Origin of the sequence: Paraburkholderia phymatum (assembly GCF_040965635.1) — a bacterium.
Lineage (GTDB): Bacteria > Pseudomonadota > Gammaproteobacteria > Burkholderiales > Burkholderiaceae > Paraburkholderia > Paraburkholderia phymatum_B.
The window spans coordinates 32,647-55,418 of sequence record NZ_JBFRCH010000042.1; the positions used below are offsets into that span (position 1 = coordinate 32,647).

Sequence of the window (22,772 nt, forward strand, 5' to 3'; positions counted from 1 at the left end):
GGAATGATGACCTGGGCGCGGCTCAATGAGAAGCTCGGCAGCAAATAGAGGCATGAACACAGTAGCGTAAATTTCTATCATAAGCCGTACTATAACGACCGCCCGGAACATTACGATCTGACGCAGTAACGTCGGATTTTTCTTGCGCTAATCTGAGCGGCACTCTGTGATCCAGATGATCCGCAATGGCGTTCTCTCGAACGCACCGCGTACCCGCGCTCCCCCGAGGTTCTCGCACCTCGGGAACTGCGAGCCTGCTACACGCCGATGCCCGACGAGCTCGAATGGGCGCGCCGTTCAACGCGCGGTGAGCAACCGCGACTGGGCCCGCTGGTGCTGCTGAAGGTCTTCCAGCAACTTGCACTATTTCCCGCCGCTCGATACCGTTCCAGCCGCCATCATCGATCACGTCCGGGCAGCCGCCGATATTGGCGACACTGTCCAATTGGGCTACGACACCGCGTCGTCCCCGACTCTGTTCCGGCATTACACCGCTGTACGCACGTGGCTCGACGTGAAGCCCTATTACGGCACCGACGCGAACGCAATCGCGACACGGGCAGCGCATACGGCGTCGCTAACGATGGACCAACCGGTCGACATCATCAACGCGACGATCGACGAGCTGATCGCGCGCGATCTGTCGAACCGGCAAACTGCCTACAACCGAATCAAGCATCATGCGAAACGCCCGTCGCGCCAGCATCTGGAGCTACTGATCGACCAGATTTCCTGGCTCGACGGGCTCAGCGATTTTTCGCTGGCCATCGCCGGGATTCCAGCCTCCAAGCTGCACTCGCTCGCGAACCAGGCGATGGCGCTCGATGCGTCAGCGCTCAGGAACGACACGCTGCCGGAGAAGCGCTACACATTGATAGTCGCACTGCTCAACCGCATGCGCGTGCGCCCGCGACGATCTCGCCGACATGTTTGTGAGACGCATGGGTGCCATCCAAAGCGCGCAAGCGACGAGCTGGATGCGATTCAGCGCAAACAGCGCGATCAGATCGAGGATCTCGTTTCGGCTTGCTTGACGGTGCAGTCGACATCCTTGCCGACGAATCCGACGAGACCGCCATCGCCCAGGCGGTCAGGAAGCTGCTGGCGCCGAAAGGCGATCTGGAGCCGTAGCACGAGAGTTGTGCGGCGATCCGCGCGTTCAGCGGCCGCAACTATCTGCCGTTGCTCTGGAAGCACTTCAAGGCGCACCGTTCGGTCATGATGTGTGTCGTCCGTACGCTCGAATGGGATTCGACCAGCCCGGTTCGCTCGCTGCTGAACGCGCTCGATGTCGTGCTGGAGAACGAATCGCTGCATCGTGAGTGGATCGATGCGGACGTCGACGTAAGCTTCGCCGCGCCGCGGTGGCGCAAGCTTGTGCGGCACTCGCACGGCGACGGATCGCCGACCAATCGCCGGTATCTCGAAGTCTGCGTATTCTCGTACATGGCCGAGGAACTACGGGTCGGCGATCTATGCGTATCGGGCTCCGACGCGTACGCCGACTATTGCGATCACCTGTTGCCATGGCGGCAATGCGAGCATAAGCGCGGCATGCCCACAACTGGCAGTGACTTCGTGCGCCATCTGTGTCAATGGCTGACAGACGCCTCTCACAACTCGACGCCGAATTGCCGCGCAAGCGCGAGCATGTTGTGACGACCGCCACGGCGAGCCGATCCTGCGCAAAACCGTCGCGAAGGAGATCCCGGCGAGCGCGATCGCCTTGCAGGAGCGGCTCAACGCGCGCCTGCCGACGCGGAATATGCTGGACATCCTCGCGAACATCGAGCACTGGACTCGTTTCACGCTGCACTTCGGGCCGTTGTCCGGGAGCGATCCGCAGATTCGCAAGGCCGCCGAGCGCTACCTGCTGACCATTCTCGCGATGGGCTGCAATCTCGGCCCGACCCAGGCGGCCCGTCATCTCGACTCCGATGTCACTGCGCACATGCTGGCGTTCGTCAACCGTCGGCATATGAGCCTGGACAGGCTCGAGACCGCACAGCGCGAGCTGATTGAACTGTACCTGCGGCTGGATCTGCCGAAACACTGGGGCGATGGAAAGACGGTGGCGGCCTACGGTACGCAGTACGACTTTTACGACAACAACCTGCTGGCCGGCTATCACTTCCGTTACCGGAAAATGGGCGCGGTAGCGTACCGGCACGTCGCCGACAACTATATCGCGGTGTTCCAGCACTTCATTCCACCCGGCGTGTGGGAAGCGATCTATGTGATCGAGGGACTGCTGAAGGCCGGGCTGTCGGTCAAGGCGGACACCGTTCATGCCGACTCGCAGGGCCAGTCGGCCGCGGTTTTCGCGTTTACGTACCTGCTGGGCATCAACCTGATGCCGAGGATTCGCAACTGGAAGGATCTCGTGCTGTACCGGCCGGACAGCAAGGTCAAATACAGGCACATCGACAAGCTGTTCACGGCGACCATCGACTGGGTGCTGATCGAGCAGCACTGGCAGGAGCTGATGCAGGTCGCGCTGTCGATCCAGGCAGGCACGATCTCGTCGCCGCTGCTGCTGCGCCGGCTTGGCTCCGAAAGCCGCAAGAACCGGCTGTACCTGGCCGCGCGCGAGTTCGCGCAACGTCGTTCGCACGGTGTTCCTGCTCGAGTGGATAGGTAGCACCGAATTGCGGCGGGAGGTCACCGCGAACACGAACAAGATCGAGTCGTACAACGGCTTCTCGAAGTGGCTGTCATTCGGAGGGGACGTGATCGCCGAGAACGAGCCAGAGGAGCAGCAGAAGCGGCTTCGCTACAACGACCTGATCGCGTCGGCCGTGATTTTGCAAAACACGGCTGACATGATGCAGGCGCTGCGCGAGATGGCGGCAAACGGCGAGAAAGTGCGCGCGGAGGATATCGAGTTTCTGAGCCCGTATCCGACCCACAACATCCGGCGCTTCGGTCACTACAAACTGCACCTGGATCGTCGGCCGGAAGCCCGGATCAGGGATCCGCTGTTCGGCCAGGCTGCCCGTACCTAGGCATCCCGTTCATGACTGCTCGCCCGGCCACCACGACGACCTGTTTCGGCGATGTCGACACCGCCGCGCTCGAGCGGCTCGAATCGAGCTACGACACAACCCGCCTGCTGGCCACCGTCGATATCGTCGATCGCATCCGCCACCAACTTGATGATCCCGAGGGGATACGCGACGATCTCCTGGAGATCCCCAGCATGGCGCAGTCGGTGCTGAATGGCGCACCCCATCGGTGCCGTCGCGACGCGAAGGCTTGCCCGACCGGGTGCTGGACGCGCTCGACCGGATTGACGAATTTGTCACGGAGCTCACTCGGTGAGGACGATCATCGAGCCGCTCGAAGCGCTGCACCCAGACGACGGGTTTGGCGAGGGTTGAACGATGCCGGTCCGTCTGCCGATCGGGACGGCGCGTTCATCATTGATGAGGCGCGCCAGACCCGGCCGTGCGGTCAGACGATCACGGTTCAGCTAGCCCTGGCGTTTTCGGAGACCACCTCACCAGGGAAGCGGACCCGCGGCGTTCGAGAATGTGCCAGTCGGCCCATTCGCGTCAAGGAGTGCGAGGCGAACGGGCTCCCGTGCCGCATCCTCAACGGATCCAGCCCCGGGGGCATAGTTGCTCAGATCCGTTGCGGTGAATCCCGGACAGACTGCATTGACCTTGATGCCGGTTCCCTCCAGTTCGATGGCGAACGCCTGCGTCACTGCATTGAGTGCGGTTTTCGACGTTTGGTACACCCCGACGTACTGTCGCGAGTAATCCGACGGGTTGTCCTTCAGCGTGAGAGAGCCACCTGCGCTCGAAACGTTGACGATGCGGCCCGCCGGTGCTTTTCGAAGAAGCGGCAGCATTGCCTGCGTGACTGCGACAACCCCAAACACGTTGGTCTCGAATACCAAGCGCATATCGTCGACTGACACACGGCTCACCTTATCTCCGTCCCTCATTTCTTCGACGGACATCCCCGGCTTGATTGGACGCGAGATTCCCGCATTGTTGACCAGCACATCAAGACGATCCAGCGTCTCTTCGATCTGCGCAGCCGCTGCCGCAATCGACGCCTGATCCGTCACATCGAGCTGGAGAGCCTGAGCCTCTGCTCCCACGCTTTTCGCTGCCGCCACGCCGAGGTCCAGCTTGCGCGCTCCGACGAGTACCTTGAAGCCTTTCGACGCCAGATCTTTCGCAATCTGAAGGCCGATTCCCTTGTTTCCACCGGTAACGAGTGCCACGGGTCTGCTGTGCATGTCTGCTCCGTTCAAAAATGATGGGCGAGCGCGATTCGCTTACGTTAGAATGTAAGCGGAACATCGCTCCGGTTGCAGACTATACGGAACATTGTTCCGTTTAACAAGAGGGAAATGACTTGAGCAGCAAGACAAATAGGACGGACAGCGAACGTGCTCCGCGTTCGGTGCGCGCGGACGCGCGACGCAACATCGACACGTTGCTGCGAACCGCGCTGGCTGTCTTCGAATCCTCGGGAATCGATGCGCCAGTGCGGGAGATCGCGCAAAAGGCGGGAGTGGGTATCGGCACGATCTACCGCCACTTTCCGCAACGTTCCGATCTCGTCGTCGCTGCTTTGTGCAGCGAAGTGGATGCCTGCGCGGATGCGGGCGTTGAACTTGCCGCCACGCTTGGCGCCGGGGAGGCATTGGTGGGATGGATAGATACCTATGTTGAATTCGTGACGACGAGGCGTGGACTTGCCGCCGCCCTGAATTCCGGCGACCCTGCCTTTAAGGCTTTGCCTTCATATTTCCTGGAGCGACTCCGCCCGGTCGTTCAGAGGCTCCTCGATGCGGCGATCGCTTCGGGCGACATTCGCAAAGGGATACAGCCCGACGAGCTCCTGTGCGCGGTGGCTGCCCTCTGCGCTCCACTCGAATGCCCCGATCCTCCCGACGCTCGCAGGCTGGTGGCCCTGTTCGTCGACGGACTGCGGTATGGTGCAGTCCCGCCAGCACTCAGCTCACGACTGAAATGAGGCTGCATGCAAAAGGGCTGACGAATTTTGACGGAATCGGCTTGCTTGCGCCGCAAGCACCGTCGACCGTTGCGGCTCGTCCACTTACGAGGCCATACACATGTCGCCTAGCGGCGCGACGACAAAGCGTCAGACGCCGACGCAGTCAGATGTCCCATCAGCGCAGGCGCTGCTGATATTCAGGTTAGGAAACGGATCTCGTTGCGATCGACATGCATGCCGTTGGCTGGTTGATTTTTCGCAACGTCAGGGCAGCGATGAACGCCAGGAGCCCACCAGCAGCGAGTGACGTATACGCCCACCCCCACTTATGCGTCCAATCGAGCGTTGCTCCGAACGTCATGGGCGCAAGCGCTCCAGCGCCGAACCCGAGAATTGATCTGACACCCATCACGCGGCCCAGATACGCTGCCGGCACCTCGTCCGTCATGGCCGCTGAAAGTACGCCCGAATCGGCAAGAATGAAAAAGCTTCCGATGGCCGCCAGCGCGATCACCCAGCCAGCGCCCCACTGCGCAGACCAACCGATCAGCATCGAGCACAAGGCGCCCATTGCACCAACGTACACCAGCACGCGTGACCGGCCCCATCGGTCCGACAACGCGCCGACGACTCCCGTGGCGATCATCCCCGACAGGTGCACCGTTCCGCCCACAATCAGGCTCGTGGTCATTGCGCCAAGCCCGGACGGTTGAAGTGCAGTCGCCAACAGCGTCGGAGTCCACGCCCAGCTACCCAGCAACTCCCAACAACGGGCAATGTAGCCGACCAGAAGACATAAAGACGTGGGACCGAAAATGCTGCTCCAGCGCATTGGTTCCGAAGACGTAGCCGCCTTATGCTCATGTCGTTGATTTTCGACGTCCCTAAGGCTGAACTGGCCAACGATCGCGCCGGCTAGGGCGCCGATGGCGCACAGGGTGAAGGCTGCCGGCGGGCCCCATGACTTCGCCACCCACATCGAGAGCGCGACAGAAAGAAGATAGCCGAATGAGCCGGCCGCCAGAACCTGTCCCATCGCACGCCCGCGTCCTGCCGGCGAACTCAGGTCCGCGACGAGGAGCAGTGCTGGAGTGTAAGCGCCGCCTTGCGTGAGGCCGACGAAGACGATCAGGATTCCCGCGGCATGTGGGGATCTCGCGAAGATAGCGAACACGACCAGGGCAGCAGCACCTGCCCATGTACAGACGAGATACATGCGCTTGGCTCCCAGGGTATCGGAAAGCCAGGAAGCCACCAGAAGCGCAATGGCGTTGGAGAGGTTGAACGCGGTCTGGATCGCGCCGGCAGTCGTTGCGTCCATGTGCCAGACTGAACGCAGTACCGGCAACGCTCCCGCGAATGCCATCGTACCCATGCAGGTGCCCGCACGGCCGATGCATAAAAGCAATTGACGATTCATATTTGCCTCGCCGGAGTCGAGCGCCCCGGTCGTAAAAACGCGACGTGCAGCAGTTGGAGAAAAGAATGACAGGGCGGAGAAGGCGAAGCACGTAGCCTACGTGCTTCGTGGCTGGAATTACTCAGGCGTCTTTGCTCTGCGCCGCCTTCAGATAGCCGTCGCGTGTCTGCGGCAGCTTCATGCCGAGAAGTGTGGCCGCGACCTGCGTGCGCAGAATTTGTGCTGTACCGCCTGCAATGGTGAACATGCGGGCATCACGTACGTGCCGCTCCATCGCATTGTGGCGCCCGTAGCCAGATGAGCCGTAGAACTGCAAAGCGTCATTGGTGACTTTGTTGGCTGTCTCAGCCGCAAAAATCTTCGCCCGTGCCGCCTTGTCGATATCCGGAAACTCCGCGCCGCTGCATGCCGCAGAACGCAACAGCAATCGAGCGGCCTCCAATTGAGTCGACATGTCGGCCAACATCCACTGCAGTCCCTGAAACTCGGCAATGGGTCGACCGAACTGCTGTCGCGATCTAAGATACGCCATACCTTCCTCAAAGGCACCCTGTGCGATGCCCAAGGCGACCGTTCCGGCACCGACGCGCTGCGCGTTGTAGGCGGTCATCAGCGCCGCGAAACCTCGCTTCAGCCCGCCGGGTGGCATCACGAGCATCGACTTGTGCACTCTGAGGTCGCGGAACTCGAGATGGGTTTCAGGGATGCCGCGCACACCCATCGCGTAAAGCCTTCGGCCGACCACAAGCCCGCCCGGTGCGTTCCCGTCCCGCACGCAGATGAATGCACCGACGCCTTGCTCCACGCCGTCGTCGAACACACGCGCGAAGATGAGATGCAGTTTTGAAACGCCGCCGCCCGTGATCCAGTACTTCTCGCCGTTGAGGATGTAGTCATCACCCTTCCTGTCGGCACGCGTGGTCATTTCGCTGGCAGCGCTGCCGGCGTTGGGCTCCGAGATGCAGATCGCGGGTTTGTCCCCCGACAGAACCAGCTCTGCGGCCAACTTCAGTTGTTCGGGAGTCCCATACCTGGCAATAGCCCCGATTGCACCCATGTTGGCCTCGACGGTGACGCGGCCCATGGTGGCGCACGCCTTGGCCATTTCCTCAATAACGATCACGGTGTCTAGGTAAGACAAACCACGCCCACCCAGGCGCTTTGGCAATGTCATGCCCATGAATCCCGCGTCGCGCAGTGCTGTGACGTTGTCCCATGGATACTCCTCCGTGAGGTCCGTATTGGCGGCGGTCGGGGCAAATACCGTTTGCGCGAGCTCCCGCGCTTGGGCCTGCAGAGTCAACTGCCCGGCGGTCAGGTCGTACATGGCGTCTCCTGTAGCGATTGATTTGTTCCAAGCCAATCCGTTAGTACTTCGGCAGCATGCTCGTTCAGCCGTGGCGGCGGTCGCCTATAGCTCGGGGGCGTAGCCGACATCCTCAGCGGATTTGCCAAAAGACGAAGCTCCCCATCCATCGCCCACTCACAGGGCATGTGCAACTCGGCACCGCGAGCTTTGACGTGTGGATCGGCAAATACGTCTTCCAGATTATTCACAGGCCCGCAAGGAACCCCGACTGCCTCAAGCTGCTGAAGCCATTTCGCGCGATGCCGTGTTCGTAAGGTGTTATCGACCAGTTCACACAGTGCTGCTCGATTACGAATTCGCATCGAGTTAGTCTCGAAGCGTTCGTCGGACGCCAGTTCGTTGGTCCCCGCGACCTCGCAGAACCGGCCAAACTGTGCATCGTTGCCAATGGCAAGGATCATCGGCGCATCCGCCGTTGAGAACACCTGGTATGGAACGATGTTGGGGTGGCCGTTGCCCAAGCGGTTCGGTAGCTGACGGTCAGCCAGATAATTCGTTCCTGCATTGACAAGCCAGGAAATCTGCGTATCGAGCAGGGAGATGTCGATGTGCTGCCCTTTGCCTGTTCGCTCCCGATGCTGGAGGGCCGCGAGGATACCGACGGCGGCATACATGCCAGTCATAACGTCGGCGATCCCAACACCAGCCTTCATCGGTTCGCCGTCCGGCGCCCCGGTGAGGCTCATGATGCCGCCCATGCCCTGGATCAAAAAGTCATAGCCTGGTCGGCTGGCGTAGGGGCCCGTCTGCCCGAACCCTGTGACCGAGCAGTAGATCAGGCGCGGATATTGATCCCTGATCTGCTGGTACGCCAGGCCGTATCTGGCAAGGCCGCCCACCTTGTAGTTCTCGACCAGCACATCGGCGTGTGCAATCAATTGATGCACAAGTTGGCGACCTGCGGCCGATCCGATGTCGATAGCAATCGATCGCTTGTTCCTGTTGGCCGCGAGATAATAGGCGCTCTCTTCCGTTTCCTCGCCCGACTTCCCGCGTACGTACGGTGGGCCCCATTTGCGCGTATCGTCACCTTCGTCAGGTTTCTCAACCTTGACGACATCGGCGCCGAGGTCACCAAGAAGCTGGGTCGCACTTGGGCCCGCCAGGATGCGGGAGAGATCGAGGACCCTGATGCCTGCCAGTGCTGTCGTCTGTCCAGATTTCATGCCTTATTTCCGTCGGAATAGTTCACCGCGCCGCTGCGCGCAAGATGCGACAGCAACATCGGCCTCAGTGGAGGGTTGGTTACATCCAAAACCTTTCGGCTCTAGTGTCGCGAGTTAGAAATTCGTAGACAAAATCGCTTGATGCTAGCGAGGATGTCGTCGGCCGATTTGGTCCAGTTGAAAGGTCTCGGATCAGTGTTGTTGATCTGGATGTATTGGCGAATCGCCTGTTCGAGTTGCCGGGTGGAGCGATGGGTGCCACGGCGGATGTATGACTCACTGAGCGTGGCAAACCATCGCTCGACCTGGTTAATCCACGAAGCGGAGGTCGGGGTGAAATGCGCATGAAAACGCGGATGGCGAGTCAACCAGGCATTGATCGCGGAGGTCTTGTGCGTACCGTAGTTGTCCATCACCAGATGCACGTCCAATTGAGGGGGCACGTTGGCCTCTATGGTTCGCAGGAACTGCAGGAATTCACTGCTGCGATGACGTCGATGCAGTTCGCCAATGACTTCGCCCGTGGAGATGTCCAGCGCCGCGAACAGTGTGGTCGTGCCGTGGCGCATATAGTCGTGCGTGCGACGCTCAGGGATGCCCGGGGCCAGCGGCAGCATGGGCTGCGTGCGATCGAGTGCCTGAATCTGGCTTTTCTCGTCAACGCACAACACCATGGCCTTGAGTGGCGGATCCAGGTACAGCCCGACGATATCGCGCACCTTGTCCACAAAAAATGGATCAGTGGAAAGCTTAAAGGTCTCCTGCCGATGCGGCTGCAATCCGAAGGCACGCCAGATCCGCGACACGGCTGTCTGCGACATCCCCATCTCGCGGGCCATGGTGCGCGTGCTCCAGTGAGTCGCGCCTGTGGGTGCGGATTCGAGCGTGCGTGCGACGACCGCCTCCACCTGCGCGTCCTCGATCGTCCTCGGCGCTCCCGGGCGCGGTGCATCGAGCAACCCGTCCACGCGGTGATTGATGAATCGCGAACGCCACTTCGAAACCGTATGCGAGGTGACACGTTGTCTTGTCGCGATCGTCTTGTTGTCGATGCCCTCGGCGCAGGCCAGCACGATGCGTGCGCGCAAGGCCAGCGCCTGCGCCGTCTTGCGCCGCATTGTCAGTGCCGTGAGTTGTTCTCGTTCCGACGCACTCAAGACCAGTGGCGCTTTCGGCCTTCCTCTCATCATTGCCTCGCTCATTTGCGAACCCTGCAAGCCAGGTTAGTACACAACGCAAATAACGCAATCAATTTTTAACTCGGGACACTAGCGCCGCGCGTGGCTCCCGCGCATTGACTTCCGCGCGGTACCTGCCCTCAGGTATCAAACTGATCGAAAGCCTCGATCGCTCTCGCGGAATAGACAAACGCGGCGCCCGCATTAAGGGCAATGGCGGTTCCAAGCGCCTCCGCAACCTCCTGTTTCGTTGCGCCCGCTTTTTGCGCTGCTGCAGCATGCGAAGCGATACAGCCCTCACATCGTGTGGTGACTGCCACGGCCAGGGCGATGAGTTCACGTATCTTTAGGTCAAGCGCTTTGCTCTCATTCAACGACTCGTTAAGACCAAAGAATGCCTTGCCCACCGGCGTGTTCGCTTTCAGCAGATTTGCCCCGGCGGCACGTTGATCCGAAAGCAGTTCAGCCCAGTCATGAATCATCTTCGTCTCCAATTTCCTTCAGCTTCGCAACCACCCAGCAAAATGGCACTCAACGCTGCGCGAGCGCCTCCGATATTCGCGCGATCGCCAGGTCGACCGTCTGGCGGGGGCAGCCGAGATTCGCGCGCATGAAGCCGTGACCTTCAACGCCAAACTTCGGGCCCTTATCAAGCCACACGCGGCCCTTGATCAGCATGAAGTCTTCGAGCTCCTCCGGCGTCATTCCAAGCGCGCGGCAGTCGATCCACGCCAGGTAGAGCGATTCCATGTCGATCACCTTCAGGCCAGCATCGAGCGCGTTGATGCGCTCGGCAAAGTGCTGCTGGTTCCGGGCGATGTAGGTCACCAGCGCGTCTACCCAGCTTGCGCCATGCGTGAAGGCGGCTTCGGTAGCCACCATCCCGAACAGGTTGATGCGGGTGTTGTGGTTCCTCTCGATCGTGCGGATCACCTCGTCCCGCTTGACCTTATCGGCAATGAACATGTTGCCGCATTGCAGTCCGGCCAGGTTGAAGGTCTTGCTCGCCGACGTGCAGGTGATGCTGTTGTGAGCGAATCGTCGATCCAGTGAGGCAAACGGTGTGTGCTTCCTTCCGGCACCGTACACAAAGTCGCAATGAATTTCGTCGGCGATCACGAGCACCCCGTGGTTCATGCAGATCTCGCCCATGGTGCGCAGTTCCTCTTCTGTCCACACATTGCCCGTCGGGTTGTGCGGGTTGGACAGAATGAAGATCTTGGTGTTGTCTTGAATCGCGTTTTCGAACACTTGGGCGTCAAAGCGATAGCGCCGCCCATCGAAATGCAGTGGTGCCGCGGTGACGTGGCGACCATTGATGAACACATCGTGATGAAAGTGCACATAGACCGGCGGCTGGATCAGAACCGAATCGCCAGGCTGTGAGAACGCCTGCATGACAGTTTTAAGCGCCGCAATGACGCTGGCGACCGGCACTACCCATCCAGGAGGCACATCCCAGCCGAAGCGCTTTTGCTGCCACCCGATCACGGCGTCGACGTAACCTTTCGTCATGCCAGCCGGGTACCCGTAAATGCCGTGCGAAACGGCTTCGTGCAGCGCTTCGATCACCGCCGGCGGAGACATGAAATCCATGTCCGCCACCCACATGGGCAATGGCTTGGCCTGTGCCTGAACATCCGTCATGGCGCCGGCCGGGTTCCCCCACTTGAGTGAATTGCTACGGTTGCGGTCCACCACGGTGTCGAAATCAAACCATGTTGCGCTAGCCGCCAGCGCACTTCGATTCTGAGTCATTGCTCTTTACCTCTTTCTGTCTTGCGTAGTTCGCGAAAGCCGCGTCGGGGGCAACTTCAGTAGCCCAGTGCCTTGAGCACGGGCGACAGGCACACGATCACGCCAAACACAAACACGTACCAAACTCTGGAGGATACGTATCTCCGAAGCGCGGGCACCTTGTACACCAGAACGCACGGAATGATGAACGACGCAATACCGTAGATGGGCGATGCCAACTGTTGCAGCAACAGGATGGAGAAGCGCGTCTGTACCCAGAACCAGAGCCCGAGCAGAATAGACACGCAAACGCCGGCAGATACGAGGCGGGCATTGACGCGTTCCTGCGGAACGATACGCGTCAGGACGTTCATGACCATGCCTTTGATAGATTCCTCGAAGCCCAGGTAGATGCCAAGGAAGGCGGTTAATATTGCGAACACATTCAGAGCTGCGGTCATGTACAGCACACCATCTCCATGGATCACGCTACCAGCCAGTGCGAGCGCCGAGATGTTTTGCGCCCTGGCCGAGAGCGCCTGCTCGTGCGAGAGTGCCAACGCAAACGACGTGGCAAAGAACAGGACCGCGACGGCCAGGATGGCGAACGCAATGCGGTTGGCGCGAATGGCGCGATACGTAGCGACGCGCGAGTCCTTCTCCACCTTTCGGAAAGCGATGTTCATGGGGCTGAGGATCTGCACGAAGAGGATGGAGAACAAGGTGAACGGCACAGTGAGAATGGTGTCGATCACGAACCGTTTGAACTCCGGCAGCGACGGCAGATTCGCGCGGACATCCCAATGGGGAATCATCACCACGCCCAACAACACGACCACGCCGAGCTTGAAAAGCACCAGCGGGCCGGACACCCTGAAGATCAGCTTCTCGCCCTGCGCGGCGACCAGGACCAGCAGGCACAGAATGGCCAGCGAGAAGAACGGACTGTCCGAGAGCAGCCCTGTGGTCACGCCGAAGCTCTGGAGGTACTTCGCCGCATCAAAGGTCACCGCCATGGAATAGGTCAGCATGCCTTTGAGCAACATGAAGAAGTACACAACTGCCAAAAAGATGCCCCAGTTCTTTCCGAGGTACTGGGTGATGACTCCCGCGTAATGCTCGCAATCCGTGCTGCCTGACAGCGTCTGCAGATACAGCTCCTGCATCATGTATAGCGCGGGATACGACAGCGCCACCGACGCAGCAAACACCCAGACACCGGTGATGCCAACCTGAAGCGGCAGAAAAACGATGCCGGCGCCGATTGCCATTCCGATGCAGAGGATGACCCATCCAAGGTCGTATCGGGTGAACGGCACCTTGCCGACAAATCCGGCGGACATGTCCAGCTCAGCGGAAGTACTCAATCTCGTCTCCTGTAGTTAATTGTGCGTGGCGTCGGCGGGCCTTAAGTAGCTCTTATGTTTTCGACGCTGGATCATCCTTTGCTTTGCCGTCGGATCATCCTTAGGTGTCTGTTCGGTCTGGCAGACGGATCGCGAGCATCTCCCCGACAGCGCAGGTGAGCTCGCCTGCATTTAGAATCAGGTCGATCCAGGCCTTTCGTCCCTCAAGTGAACGAAGTCGCCCCCTTATCACCAGTTCAACCCCAAGTGGTGTGGGCCGCTTGAAGTCAACCTTCAATGACGCCGTCACGAAGCGGATCGGCTCAGAGCCATCACCCGACCTCGGCCCTTCTTTCTGACAGGCGAAGGCGGCTGCGGATGCCGCGCCATGGCAGTCGAGAAGCGAGGCGATCATCCCGCCATAGACATGATCTGGAACACCGCCGCTATACCGGACGTCGGGCGTGAACCTGGCAACCGTTTCATCGCCCACGAGATAGCTCTTGAGCTGATGGCCGTGTGGATTTTGCGCACCGCAGCCATAGCAGTGAGCGAACTCTGGCGGGTAGTTGTCTTGTATCGCACGTGTCGACATCTCGATGCCTCCTTAGGGGAACCCGTGGTGTCAAGAACTCAGCGGGTAACCCGTTGACTTGCAATCATCCCGGTATCAACTTGAACTTGGGGTTATCATATTTGTTCATCTCTTTCATGGACAATTGAGGTTTTTTTCAATCCGAGCGGAAGAGGCGTCATTTCGACGGGCATCCTCCTCAATGACGTTCCCGGACTGGAAGTCCATGCTGTACCCGACGGACCAGGACTTGCCATATCACTGGGCTCTGCCCCCGCGTTTCATCAAAACGCACAGAATCAAGCTTGAGGAATAATTCAATGGGCCATCGATCCGGCACAACGACACCGACACTTCGGCAGCTTCAGCTCTTGCTGGCGCTCACGTCGTCAGACGGCATAGCGAGTGCCGGCGCGCAGCTCGGTATGTCACCTTCGGCCACGAGCCATGCGCTGCGCGCTCTGGAAAAGGCGCTGGGAACCGAGTTGATTGACCGCAATACGGCAGGGGTCACGCTGACCTATACCGGCGAACATGTGCTTCCCCACGTCCGCGACGTCTTTGCATCCCTTCAACTCGTCCAAGCCACAGCGCTGGCCGGTGCAGAGCTAAAGACCGGTCTGCTGCGTTTGGGCTCATTCGGCGCCAGTGCGACGATCAGGGTTCTGCCCCCGCTGATCGAGCGATTCAAGGCCCGCTACCCTGGCGTTGATGTGTTGGTCACAGAAAAGCCGGACGAGCAGACGTCGCGTGACCTGATCGAGCGCCGCCTGGAACTTGCGGCGGTCACGCTGCCCAAGACGGACGTCGATTCGCAAACTCTCGCCGTCGATGAACTCGTCGCGGTCTTGCCTTCCGGACACCCTCTGGCAAAACTTGATACCGTTCCGCTCAAAGAAATGACGGCTGCCCCGTTCATCCTGACCCGTGCGGGGTCGCAGGCTTTGGTGACCCGGCTGTTCTCAAGAAATGGGCTGCGCCCCAGGGTGACGTATGAGCTCCTGCAACTGATGTCGATACTGGAGCTGGTCGCCAGTGGGAAGGGCATCTCGATTCTGGCCAAGCTGGCGCTGCCGGATCGGTATTCTGGCACGGTATTCCGTCCTCTTTCGCCTGGCACGTCCCGACGTATCGGATTGGTGTGCCTGAATCAGAACCGACTGTCCCCTGCGGCTCACGCGTTCTGGCAGGAAGCTCGCCGATATCACTCTGAGCTCAAAGGTGCTGTTCGATAACGCGTATGGATGGTTTCGATGACTCCAGAATCTGTCCGCAACTTGAAATCAGATTCAATTGCTCAGGAAAGGACATGAGTCGACAATCGATATCGCTATAGGGTTCGCCACCATCGACCGATCAAGAGTGCGAACCGCCGACTACAATGACACCCCGCCAAGGAGACATGTGATGCGCGTTCCGGCTACGCTCTTCAAACAGTTCGTGCACGAATTTACGCTACTCGTTGACACGTTCCCGGATGATGAAGCGCAAATCCTGGGCACAGGACACGATCTCCTTGCCGAGATCGTTCGTCGCGATGACTGGCTCCCCGAGGGGTATGGGCAGCCACATCCCCAGTACTACCAGCAGTACCTGCTACACGCCGATCCGGCCGATCGTTTTTCGGTTGTCAGCTTTGTCTGGGGCCCGGGCCAGATGACTCCGATCCATAACCACACGGTCTGGGCGCTGATCGGTTTGCTCAGGGGTGGCGAGCGTGCCGAATGTTTTCAAGTCGGGGAGCCCGGCCAGCCGATGCGATCGCTCGGGGTTGATTACCTCAAACCGGGAACTGTCGAGAGTATTTCGCCCCATACCGGCGACATCCACAGGGTATCCAACACATATGATGATCGCGTCTCGATCAGCGTTCATGTCTACGGCGGGAACATCGGACGAATTTCGCGGCACGTCTTCGACCCGCAGACGAGCATGCGCAAACCGTTCATCTCTGGTTACTCGAATGAGGCCGAGATCTCCGCGTAGGCAGTCAACACTTGCGTCGACCCGTTTTATCCGAAGCGCTCCGATGCGCGTGACCCCGTCCTGATGTCCACTTCAAGAATCAACGCCGACGTTGTTCGTTTGGCCACTGCGCAAGCCTTGGCCGGCGCCAACTCCACTGTCGTCTACGCCACCGGCGCGATTATCGGCCACATGCTTGCCCCGACGCCGGCGCTGGCGACATTGCCTGTATCCATCTTCGTTGTCGGCATGGCAGCTGCAACGCTTCCGGTTGGCGTAGTGACGAGGCGCTACGGCAGGAAAGCTGCTGCGCTGTTTGGCAATGCCTGTGGCGTCATCGTCGGACTGTTGGCAGCGTTCGCGCTGGTCATTCCATCGTTCAGCCTGTTCTGCGTCGCCATGCTGTTTGGTGGCGCATACGCAGCCGTGGTGCTGACGTTCCGGTTCGCAGCTGCCGAATGCGTGCCAGCAGAGAGTCGCGCCGGGGCCATGTCGACGGTGCTGGCCGGGGGCGTTGCCGCCGGCATACTGGGACCGCAGCTGGTTACAGCCACCATGAATCTGTGGTCGCCGCATGCGTACGCGGTCACCTACCTGGCCTCCGCCGGCGCCGCGGTGCTCTCGGGGATCGTGCTAATGGGCGTGCGGTTCGAACACCAGCCTCCGATCTCCGCCCATGCACAGGGCCGGGACAGCTCTGTCATCGTACGGCAGCCGCGCTTTGTAGTCGCCATGCTCTGCGGCGTCGTGAGCTACATGATGATGAACTTCATGATGACGTCCGCGCCACTGGCCATGGAGTTGTGCGGTATTCCGCGTGTGCACTCCAACTACGGCATCGAGATCCACGTGATCGCCATGTATCTGCCGAGCTTCTTCACGGGACGGCTGATCGCTCGCGTTGGTGCGCCGACTGTCAGCCTGGCGGGGTTGGTGTTGATTGCGCTGGCCTCCGTCACAGGCATGACCGGTTTGTCGGTGAATCACTTCTGGGTAGCGCTCATGCTGCTCGGCCTGGGCTGGAACTTCGGCTTCCTGGGCGCTTCCGCCCTGGTGTTAGCATGTCACGCGCCGACGGAAGGCCCTCGCGTGCAGTCCATTTACGACTTCGTAGTGTTCGGCGCCATGGTCGTCGGCTCGTTCGCGTCGGGCGGTCTGTTGGCGACTTACGGATGGGGCCTGGTATGTGGTGTCATTTTGCCCCCGGTGCTAACAGCCGTCGTCAGCGTTTTCTGGCTGCGGTGGGGGCAACCGCGAACAGACGCACTGGCTCACCGCAGTTGACCCCTTCACCGTTTGATTCCGCTTGGCATCCGGAATGACCCGAACGGAAGGTGTGTGCAGTTCTCGCGGCGACGCTCAATATACAGCTGAACGTGCGTGTTGCTGAGGCAGGTGCGGCTGATAAAATGCGTCGCTTCAGATTGCTGACGTTCGTTCCGGTCACTCACATCGGTGCGGCGACCACGACCGGCTCAGTTGGCCTCTTTAACGGCCGCGTGCAGTGCATTCACGAATACATCCAGGTCCGCTTCGTTCATATAGATATGCGGCGACACACGCAGACCTTCCAGCTGGCCGACGCGCCGGTATTTGACGTGAACCGAGAACGGTTGCCGCAAAGTGCGTTCGAGGCGCACGGCATCGATGCCGGCGATAGAAAACAGGCTCACCGCGCCGAGCGTATCGGCCTCGAGCGGCGTGTGAATGCGCAAGCCCTCGATGTCAGCGGCGCGCGCGGTCCAGTAGCGGGTCAGCGCACTTAATCGCGCATGAATATTCGCGACACCGATTGCCCGATGAAGGCGGATCGCCGGTTCGATGCCGGCCTGCAGCGCCGAATTGTAGGTGCCCAGGTTCCAGTGATCGAACTTGTCCGCCGTGTCGGGCGTGGCATCGAATGGAGCGAGCAATGGCCAGGTTTCGCGTAAACGTCGTCGATTGATGATCAGCATGCCGTTGCCAACGGGCGCGCCGAGCCATTTATGCAGGCTCGTCACGAAGAAGTCGCAGCCGAGTTCGCGAAAGCGGATGGGCATCTGCGCAAAAGATTGCGCTGCGTCGACGATGGTAATGATGCCGCGCTCCCGCGCGAGCGCACACAAGCGCGCGACCGGCAGTACCCTGCCTGTCCAGTGAATCATATGCGTCAGGTGCAGCACGCGCGTGGCGGGGCGGATGGCAGATGAATACGCAGCGACTACTCCTCATCGCTCGCAAGCAGATCGAACGTCACTGCGTCGACGACAACGCCCTCGCGCGTCTGGCGCTGTTGCCAGCCACCCAGTGCGCTCGGATAGTCCCACGGCGACACGAGCACGCGTTCGCCAGCTGATAAGGCGATGCCGAAAATCGCAACGCTAAGGCCTTCACTCGCATTGCGGTTGAGCGCGATCTCCTCTGCGTCGCAATCGGCGAGCGTCGCCAACTGCCGCATGATGTCCGGAAGCTTCGCGTCGAGGCCGGTCCACATGTTGACGTCAGGATTCTTGCTGACGAAACGGTAGGCGTCGATGACCGTCTGCTCAACGACGAGCGGCGGGGGGCTGACAGCTGCATTGTTCAGATTAAGCAGCGGATGCTGCGCGGGATATGATTCGCGCACGCGTGCCCAGTCCACGTCGGCGTTCATTTCGCATTGAGTATCTGCAAGCATGTTCTGTCCTGTTCTGGTTTCGGCGCGCGCCTGCAAAGCCGAAGTCAATTTATCTGGTAACAGGCGGCCTGTGTCATTGTTCGGACAGACCAAACCGCACGAATGCTAGTCTTTTGCGATCCCGGACGGGCAGTTCAAACTCCTCCACTTATGGGCACTTAAATTCCCCCACCCCGTGAAGCAGGACGTGGACGTTATTTAGCTCTCTTTTGTTTTTCGCGCAAGGGTTTCAGCGGCCTCTTTAAGTCGATAGCTGCGACCGTCGAACTCGAGCAGGTGGCAGTGATGCATGAGGCGGTCGAGGATTGTGGTGCTCATCGTGTTGTCGCCAAGGTAAGCGCCCCAGTCCTGGACGACGCGGTTGGACGTCACGACGACGCTGCGACGCAGCTTGTAGCGTTGGTGGATCAACATTTGCAGCAGCGCGCCGGCGTCGTCGGGAATCGTTCGTGACAGGAACAGGTCATCAAGCACGAGCAGATCGCCATCGAGGATGGCGCGCAGGCGCGTTTCCCGCTGCGCGGGTGGACTGAGAACGTAGCGGTTGAAGAAGTCGTCGGTCTCAAGGTACTGGACCTTGTAGCCCTGCAGGACGGCCTGGTAGGCAATGGCCTTTGCAACGTGCGACTTGCCAGTACCCGGTTTGCCGATGATGAGCGCGTTGCTGCCTTCGGCGATGAACTTCAGCGTGTGCAGCTGGAAGCATGCCTGACGCGGCAGTCTGGGATTGAACGACCAGTCGAACTCGGTAAGCGTCAGCTTCTCTTCAAGTCCCGACTGCTGGTAGCGGCGCTCAATGAGCCGCGAGTGCCGGCGATCGAGTTCATCCTGCAGGATCAGCGCGAATGTTTCGAGAAACGGTTGCTGGGTGCCCTGCGCCTGCAGCACACGTGTCTCAAGCGTGTCGCGCACGCCGGACAGGTGCAGCAGTCTGAGGGCGCGTTCGATGTCCGGGAGTGCTGTGGTCATGTGGTTTCTCCGTTGGTGGAAGTGATGGATCCGGCGTTGTGCGCAGCGCCGGCGCTGAACAGCTCGCTGTATTCGGCGGCCGGTCGGATCAGCGGGTGCTCCTGCGTCAGCGGCAAGGCGAGTTGCGGCGCGCTGTCGAGGCGCTCAAGGGCCTGCTCGAACAGCCGCTCAACAATCGCGCGCACCTGCCGGTACCGGTAGACGTGATGGCGCAGCGCGTGATCGCACGCCTGCTCGACGAGTCGGGCGGGATACCTCTTCGCCAGTCCGACGATGCCCCACATGCCGCGATGGCCGACACGACCTTCGGCGTCGAACATGTGCTGGCAGAGCGCCTTCGCTTGCGGTCCGATGTCGCCGGCACTGGCGAGTGCAATCCGTGTCTGGCGTGACGGGTTGAACGGGCGCTCGCTCTCGGGAAGCTCGAGCGAGCCTGGTAGTGAGGCGCGCGCGTGGGTTCGCAGCAGTTCCTGCGTCCGGCGATCACGGATCTCGATGGTGGTCTCGTAAATGCGCACGCACACAAGACTGCCGATCGGCGCGGGCCGGGCTGCGTAATTGCTGCGATCGACGCTCACTGTCGTGTCGTCCCAGACGGTGCGCACGACCTCACTGAAGTAGCGGAATCCGGTTGCCGGCAACGGCCTCAGGTGCGGCTTCTCCTCCTGGAACATGGCCTCGACCTGCCGCCGCGCGCTGCCGTGGATGCGTTTGGCTGCCCAGTTCTCCTCCCAGTGCATCAGGAATTCGTTCTGGGCCTCGAGCGACTCGAAGCGCCGGCCAGTCAGCGCCGTGTTCTGCGTATGCTGGATCGCGTTCTCTACGGCACCCTTCGATTCGGATCGCGTACCCGGGCAGGATCGGCGATTACGCCGTAATGCTCGAGCATCGCGGCGTAAAGCCGGTTGATCTCCGGCTCGTACAGGTCGGGCGTAATAACGCCCTCGCGGAGGTTGTCGAGCACGACATAGCTGACTAATCAGCAGGTTCAGGTAATCCGCAGGAGCGCGGCGGAACCGGCACCGTTGCTGGCATCAGGTCGCCGGTTCCTTCACATTATCTCGATAGTGCCACTAAAGGCGCGACCAACCGCTTAAGGAGGCGCGCCATGTCCGATCAGCAAACAAAGCACGAAACGCTGCTCAGCAAGCTCGAGCAGCATCTTGTAGTCGAGCGATATAGTGTCCAAATCCGCAATCGCTATCTGGCAGTCGCGGCGAACTTCCTTCGATTTCTCGACAGGCGACGAATATCTGTTAAGACGGCAACGCTAACAGACGTATCGGCGTATCTTGAATGCGAACTTCGACGCTTCCGGCATAACCGCGGTCATTCGCCACTCTCCTTACGGGGCTGGAGAGCGTCCCATACGACCGGCATCCATCAGTTGCTGCGATTGGCTATTGGCAAGTGGCCACCCGATCCGATCCCTTCCAGTGTCAACGCAAGGTTTAATCGCAAACTGTGCGCGGAGTACGGTCAATGGCTTCGGGAGTGGCGAGGGCTGGCAGCCGAAACGGTTGACGGCCTTCTGGCCGAAGCACAACGATTCCTGTGCTCGGGTGGACGGTGCAAAGGCGCCGAAACGTTGATGCAATTGACGGTATCGGATATTGATTGCTATCTGCAAAGCCGAGTTTCGTCGCTGCGTCGGGTATCGCGTAAAAGTATCGCGTTGTTGCTTCGCAGCTTCGTTCGTTACCTCTATGAGACGGGGCGTACCGATCGCGACCTTTCTCGTTTCATCATTGTTCCAACAACGTATGCATACGAGTCTATTCCCTCGGCGTTACGCCCCGCCGACATTAGCGCGGTCCTGGGTTCCACGCGCCAGGACCGTTCCCCGATAGGGCTACGCGACTACGCCATTCTGATGATGCTGTCGACGTACGGCTTGCGTGCGGGAGAGGTGACGCGACTGCGGCTGGAGGATATCGATTGGAGAGCTGATCGATTTTATGTCCGCCATACCAAGACTGGATCGCAGTCAGTCCTGCCGTTGCTTCCGAGTGTCGGTGATGCTCTGCTTGACTACTTGCGACGAGGACGACCAGCCTCAGATGTGCGCGAGATATTTGTTCGCGCCCGGGCACCTTATCGCGGATTTCAAAGTGGTTCCAGCTTGTACACACCAGTGCGTCGGCGACTCGAAGCAGCGGGGATATATCCAGTTGGCAAACGCGGTCCGCATGCATTTCGACATGCACGCGCTGTCAGTCTGCTTCTTGCTGAGGTTTCTGTAAAAGGGATCGGGGACCTATTGGGACACCGCTCTGCCGCGTCTACGGCCGCATACCTGAAGTTGGCTACGGAGCATCTTCGAGGCGTAGCCCTTGACGTTCCGAACTCGGAGAGGCAGCCATGAAGCGAATCTGGCCTGATGCCGACGGAGGTTGCATCGAACGCTTTATCGTGGAATTGGGAGCCCGAAACGCAAAGACGCCCGTTGTTTACCGATGCATTCTGACCGGCTTCCAACGGTTTGTCATGCAGTACGATCGCAGGCGATCACTCGATCAGGAAACGATCAAAGCGTGGTTGCACGAACGAATTGCACAATGGCCTTTGCACATTGTCTTTCATCGCGCACGTCTCGTCGACCGGCTCCTCGATTTTCTCGAGTCAGAAGGCTCGATTGCGAGCAATCCGCTACATGAACTGCGGATGCAATATGGTCAGCGAACGACAACGCCCATAGTGCGTGCACTGCTATCGTTTTCCTCAGAGACAGCGCTTGAAGCCTTACGCCCGCTTCCCCGCTTTGGAAGCTTTCTCGGGCCACTCATGCTCTACCATGTCACGTTAATGCGGGCGATGGGCTACCGCTACGAGACGCCAGCAAACCGATTTTTATGCTTCGATCGCTACCTGCAGAAGAATCCGCATCTGGAGGGCCAACCTCTGGCCGTTCTTCTGCAAGAATGGCGAGCCATACCTCCGACGCCCGAGCACGCGTGGCAGTGCCAGGAGTTGGGTCGTGATCTCGCCAGGGCGTGGCGACGCTTCGAGCCGATGATTCCCGTGCCCAAGCCCGACCGCCGACTCTGTCAGCAGTTGAAGCAACAGCGACGGCGTCCCCACATCTACACAGAGCAAGAGGTACAGCACCTGCTCGAAACCGCACGGCAATTTCCCTCGCCGCATGCTCCGCTTCGCCCCCTGAGTCTGTACACAATGCTCGTTCTTGCATATTGCACCGGGCTACGCCTGGGCGAGATCGTAGGTCTCAACCTGGGTGACGTGCATCTCGATGTGGGCGAGATCGATATTCGGGAGACGAAGTTCTTTAACTATGCCGCATTTGAGGCAATGCCGATCAGGCTGGAACTGGACCACGAATATGCCAGCAGTGAGCCCAGAGGGACGATGTTAACGAGTCGTCCGGCTCGGCATAGTTTAGATGCCTAAAGACCTT

At 59.9% G+C, this 22,772-nt stretch carries 18 protein-coding genes and 3 pseudogenes; 8 read left to right on the top strand and 13 right to left on the bottom strand.

All coding sequences use genetic code 11. The features are described 5' to 3' along the window. Positions 1-246 precede the first annotated feature (246 nt). Positions 247-3,005: pseudogene (locus tag AB4Y32_RS35700) on the top strand (Tn3 family transposase). An 11-nt stretch (positions 3,006-3,016) separates the two neighbouring features. Further along, positions 3,017-3,380 (top strand): annotated as a pseudogene (gene tnpC, locus AB4Y32_RS35705) (Tn3 family transposase post-transcriptional regulator TnpC). Positions 3,381-3,499: 119 nt separating this feature from the next. Here the strand turns inward: tnpC and AB4Y32_RS35710 are convergent. Next, positions 3,500-4,252 carry an SDR family NAD(P)-dependent oxidoreductase gene (locus AB4Y32_RS35710; RefSeq protein ID WP_368725791.1) on the bottom strand — a complete coding sequence of 251 codons (753 nt, stop codon included), beginning with the start codon at positions 4,250-4,252 and terminating at the stop codon, positions 3,500-3,502. Positions 4,253-4,371: 119 nt separating this feature from the next. On the opposite strand from AB4Y32_RS35710, the gene AB4Y32_RS35715 reads away from it, so the two are divergent. Continuing rightward, positions 4,372-4,995 carry a TetR/AcrR family transcriptional regulator gene (locus AB4Y32_RS35715; RefSeq protein WP_368725792.1) on the top strand — a complete coding sequence of 208 codons (624 nt, stop codon included), beginning with the start codon at positions 4,372-4,374 and terminating at the stop codon, positions 4,993-4,995. 184 nt (positions 4,996-5,179) lie between these two features. Here AB4Y32_RS35715 and AB4Y32_RS35720 read toward each other — a convergent pair whose 3' ends face one another. The 8 genes from AB4Y32_RS35720 to AB4Y32_RS35755 all read right to left on the bottom strand — a co-directional run bounded on the left by AB4Y32_RS35720 (position 5,180) and on the right by AB4Y32_RS35755 (position 13,788). Beyond that, complete coding sequence (locus AB4Y32_RS35720; RefSeq protein WP_368725793.1) at positions 5,180-6,397, bottom strand: MFS transporter; 1,218 nt, start codon at positions 6,395-6,397, stop codon at positions 5,180-5,182. Between the two features lie 121 nt (positions 6,398-6,518). Next, the gene (gene acdA, locus AB4Y32_RS35725; RefSeq protein WP_368725794.1) at positions 6,519-7,724 is read right to left on the bottom strand and encodes a 3-sulfinopropanoyl-CoA desulfinase; all 1,206 of its coding nucleotides are present in this window, start codon (positions 7,722-7,724) and stop codon (positions 6,519-6,521) included. Then, positions 7,712-8,932 carry a CaiB/BaiF CoA transferase family protein gene (locus AB4Y32_RS35730; RefSeq protein WP_368725795.1) on the bottom strand — a complete coding sequence of 407 codons (1,221 nt, stop codon included), beginning with the start codon at positions 8,930-8,932 and terminating at the stop codon, positions 7,712-7,714. The genes acdA and AB4Y32_RS35730 overlap by 13 nt, the downstream gene beginning before the upstream one ends. A gap of 101 nt (positions 8,933-9,033) precedes the next feature. Further along, positions 9,034-10,134 carry an IS630 family transposase gene (locus tag AB4Y32_RS35735; protein WP_368725796.1) on the bottom strand — a complete coding sequence of 367 codons (1,101 nt, stop codon included), beginning with the start codon at positions 10,132-10,134 and terminating at the stop codon, positions 9,034-9,036. Between the two features lie 116 nt (positions 10,135-10,250). Further along, a complete protein-coding gene (locus AB4Y32_RS35740) occupies positions 10,251-10,592 on the bottom strand; it encodes a carboxymuconolactone decarboxylase family protein (protein WP_368725797.1) in 342 nt (113 codons plus the stop codon). 49 nt (positions 10,593-10,641) lie between these two features. Then, the gene (locus AB4Y32_RS35745) at positions 10,642-11,868 is read right to left on the bottom strand and encodes a MalY/PatB family protein (protein ID WP_368725798.1); all 1,227 of its coding nucleotides are present in this window, start codon (positions 11,866-11,868) and stop codon (positions 10,642-10,644) included. Between the two features lie 56 nt (positions 11,869-11,924). After that, complete coding sequence (locus AB4Y32_RS35750; RefSeq protein ID WP_368725799.1) at positions 11,925-13,214, bottom strand: transporter; 1,290 nt, start codon at positions 13,212-13,214, stop codon at positions 11,925-11,927. Positions 13,215-13,314: 100 nt separating this feature from the next. Beyond that, entirely contained in the window at positions 13,315-13,788 is a 474-nt protein-coding gene (locus AB4Y32_RS35755; protein WP_368725800.1) for a PaaI family thioesterase, read from the bottom strand. 299 nt (positions 13,789-14,087) lie between these two features. On the opposite strand from AB4Y32_RS35755, the gene AB4Y32_RS35760 reads away from it, so the two are divergent. The 3 genes from AB4Y32_RS35760 (at position 14,088) to AB4Y32_RS35770 (ending at position 17,016) form a co-directional block, all read left to right on the top strand. Continuing rightward, positions 14,088-15,002 carry a LysR family transcriptional regulator gene (locus AB4Y32_RS35760; protein ID WP_368725801.1) on the top strand — a complete coding sequence of 305 codons (915 nt, stop codon included), beginning with the start codon at positions 14,088-14,090 and terminating at the stop codon, positions 15,000-15,002. A gap of 172 nt (positions 15,003-15,174) precedes the next feature. Further along, complete coding sequence (locus AB4Y32_RS35765; protein WP_368725802.1) at positions 15,175-15,753, top strand: cysteine dioxygenase; 579 nt, start codon at positions 15,175-15,177, stop codon at positions 15,751-15,753. A gap of 63 nt (positions 15,754-15,816) precedes the next feature. Beyond that, positions 15,817-17,016 (top strand): MFS transporter, encoded by a 1,200-nt coding sequence (locus AB4Y32_RS35770; protein ID WP_368725803.1) that lies wholly within the window; start codon positions 15,817-15,819, stop codon positions 17,014-17,016. A gap of 191 nt (positions 17,017-17,207) precedes the next feature. Here the strand turns inward: AB4Y32_RS35770 and AB4Y32_RS35775 are convergent, their stop codons facing one another. The 4 genes and pseudogenes from AB4Y32_RS35775 to AB4Y32_RS35790 form a co-directional block, all read right to left on the bottom strand. Beyond that, a complete protein-coding gene (locus AB4Y32_RS35775; protein ID WP_368725804.1) occupies positions 17,208-17,876 on the bottom strand; it encodes an aminotransferase class V-fold PLP-dependent enzyme in 669 nt (222 codons plus the stop codon). 56 nt (positions 17,877-17,932) lie between these two features. Next, positions 17,933-18,388 carry a hypothetical protein gene (locus tag AB4Y32_RS35780; RefSeq protein WP_368725805.1) on the bottom strand — a complete coding sequence of 152 codons (456 nt, stop codon included), beginning with the start codon at positions 18,386-18,388 and terminating at the stop codon, positions 17,933-17,935. Positions 18,389-18,586: 198 nt separating this feature from the next. Then, positions 18,587-19,357, bottom strand: a complete 771-nt coding sequence (gene istB, locus AB4Y32_RS35785; protein ID WP_152767654.1) for an IS21-like element helper ATPase IstB — start codon at positions 19,355-19,357, stop codon at positions 18,587-18,589. Continuing rightward, positions 19,354-20,327, bottom strand: a pseudogene (locus tag AB4Y32_RS35790) (Mu transposase domain-containing protein); the annotation flags it as partial. The gene istB and the pseudogene AB4Y32_RS35790, both read right to left, overlap by 4 nt. A gap of 138 nt (positions 20,328-20,465) precedes the next feature. Here AB4Y32_RS35790 and AB4Y32_RS35795 point away from each other — a divergent pair. Both AB4Y32_RS35795 and AB4Y32_RS35800 read left to right on the top strand, forming a co-directional pair. Further along, on the top strand, positions 20,466-21,722 hold the full coding sequence (locus tag AB4Y32_RS35795; RefSeq protein ID WP_368725806.1) for a site-specific integrase: 1,257 nt from the start codon (positions 20,466-20,468) through the stop codon (positions 21,720-21,722). Further along, positions 21,719-22,765 (top strand): tyrosine-type recombinase/integrase, encoded by a 1,047-nt coding sequence (locus AB4Y32_RS35800; protein ID WP_368725807.1) that lies wholly within the window; start codon positions 21,719-21,721, stop codon positions 22,763-22,765. Before AB4Y32_RS35795 ends, AB4Y32_RS35800 begins: the two co-directional genes overlap by 4 nt. Positions 22,766-22,772 lie beyond the last annotated feature (7 nt).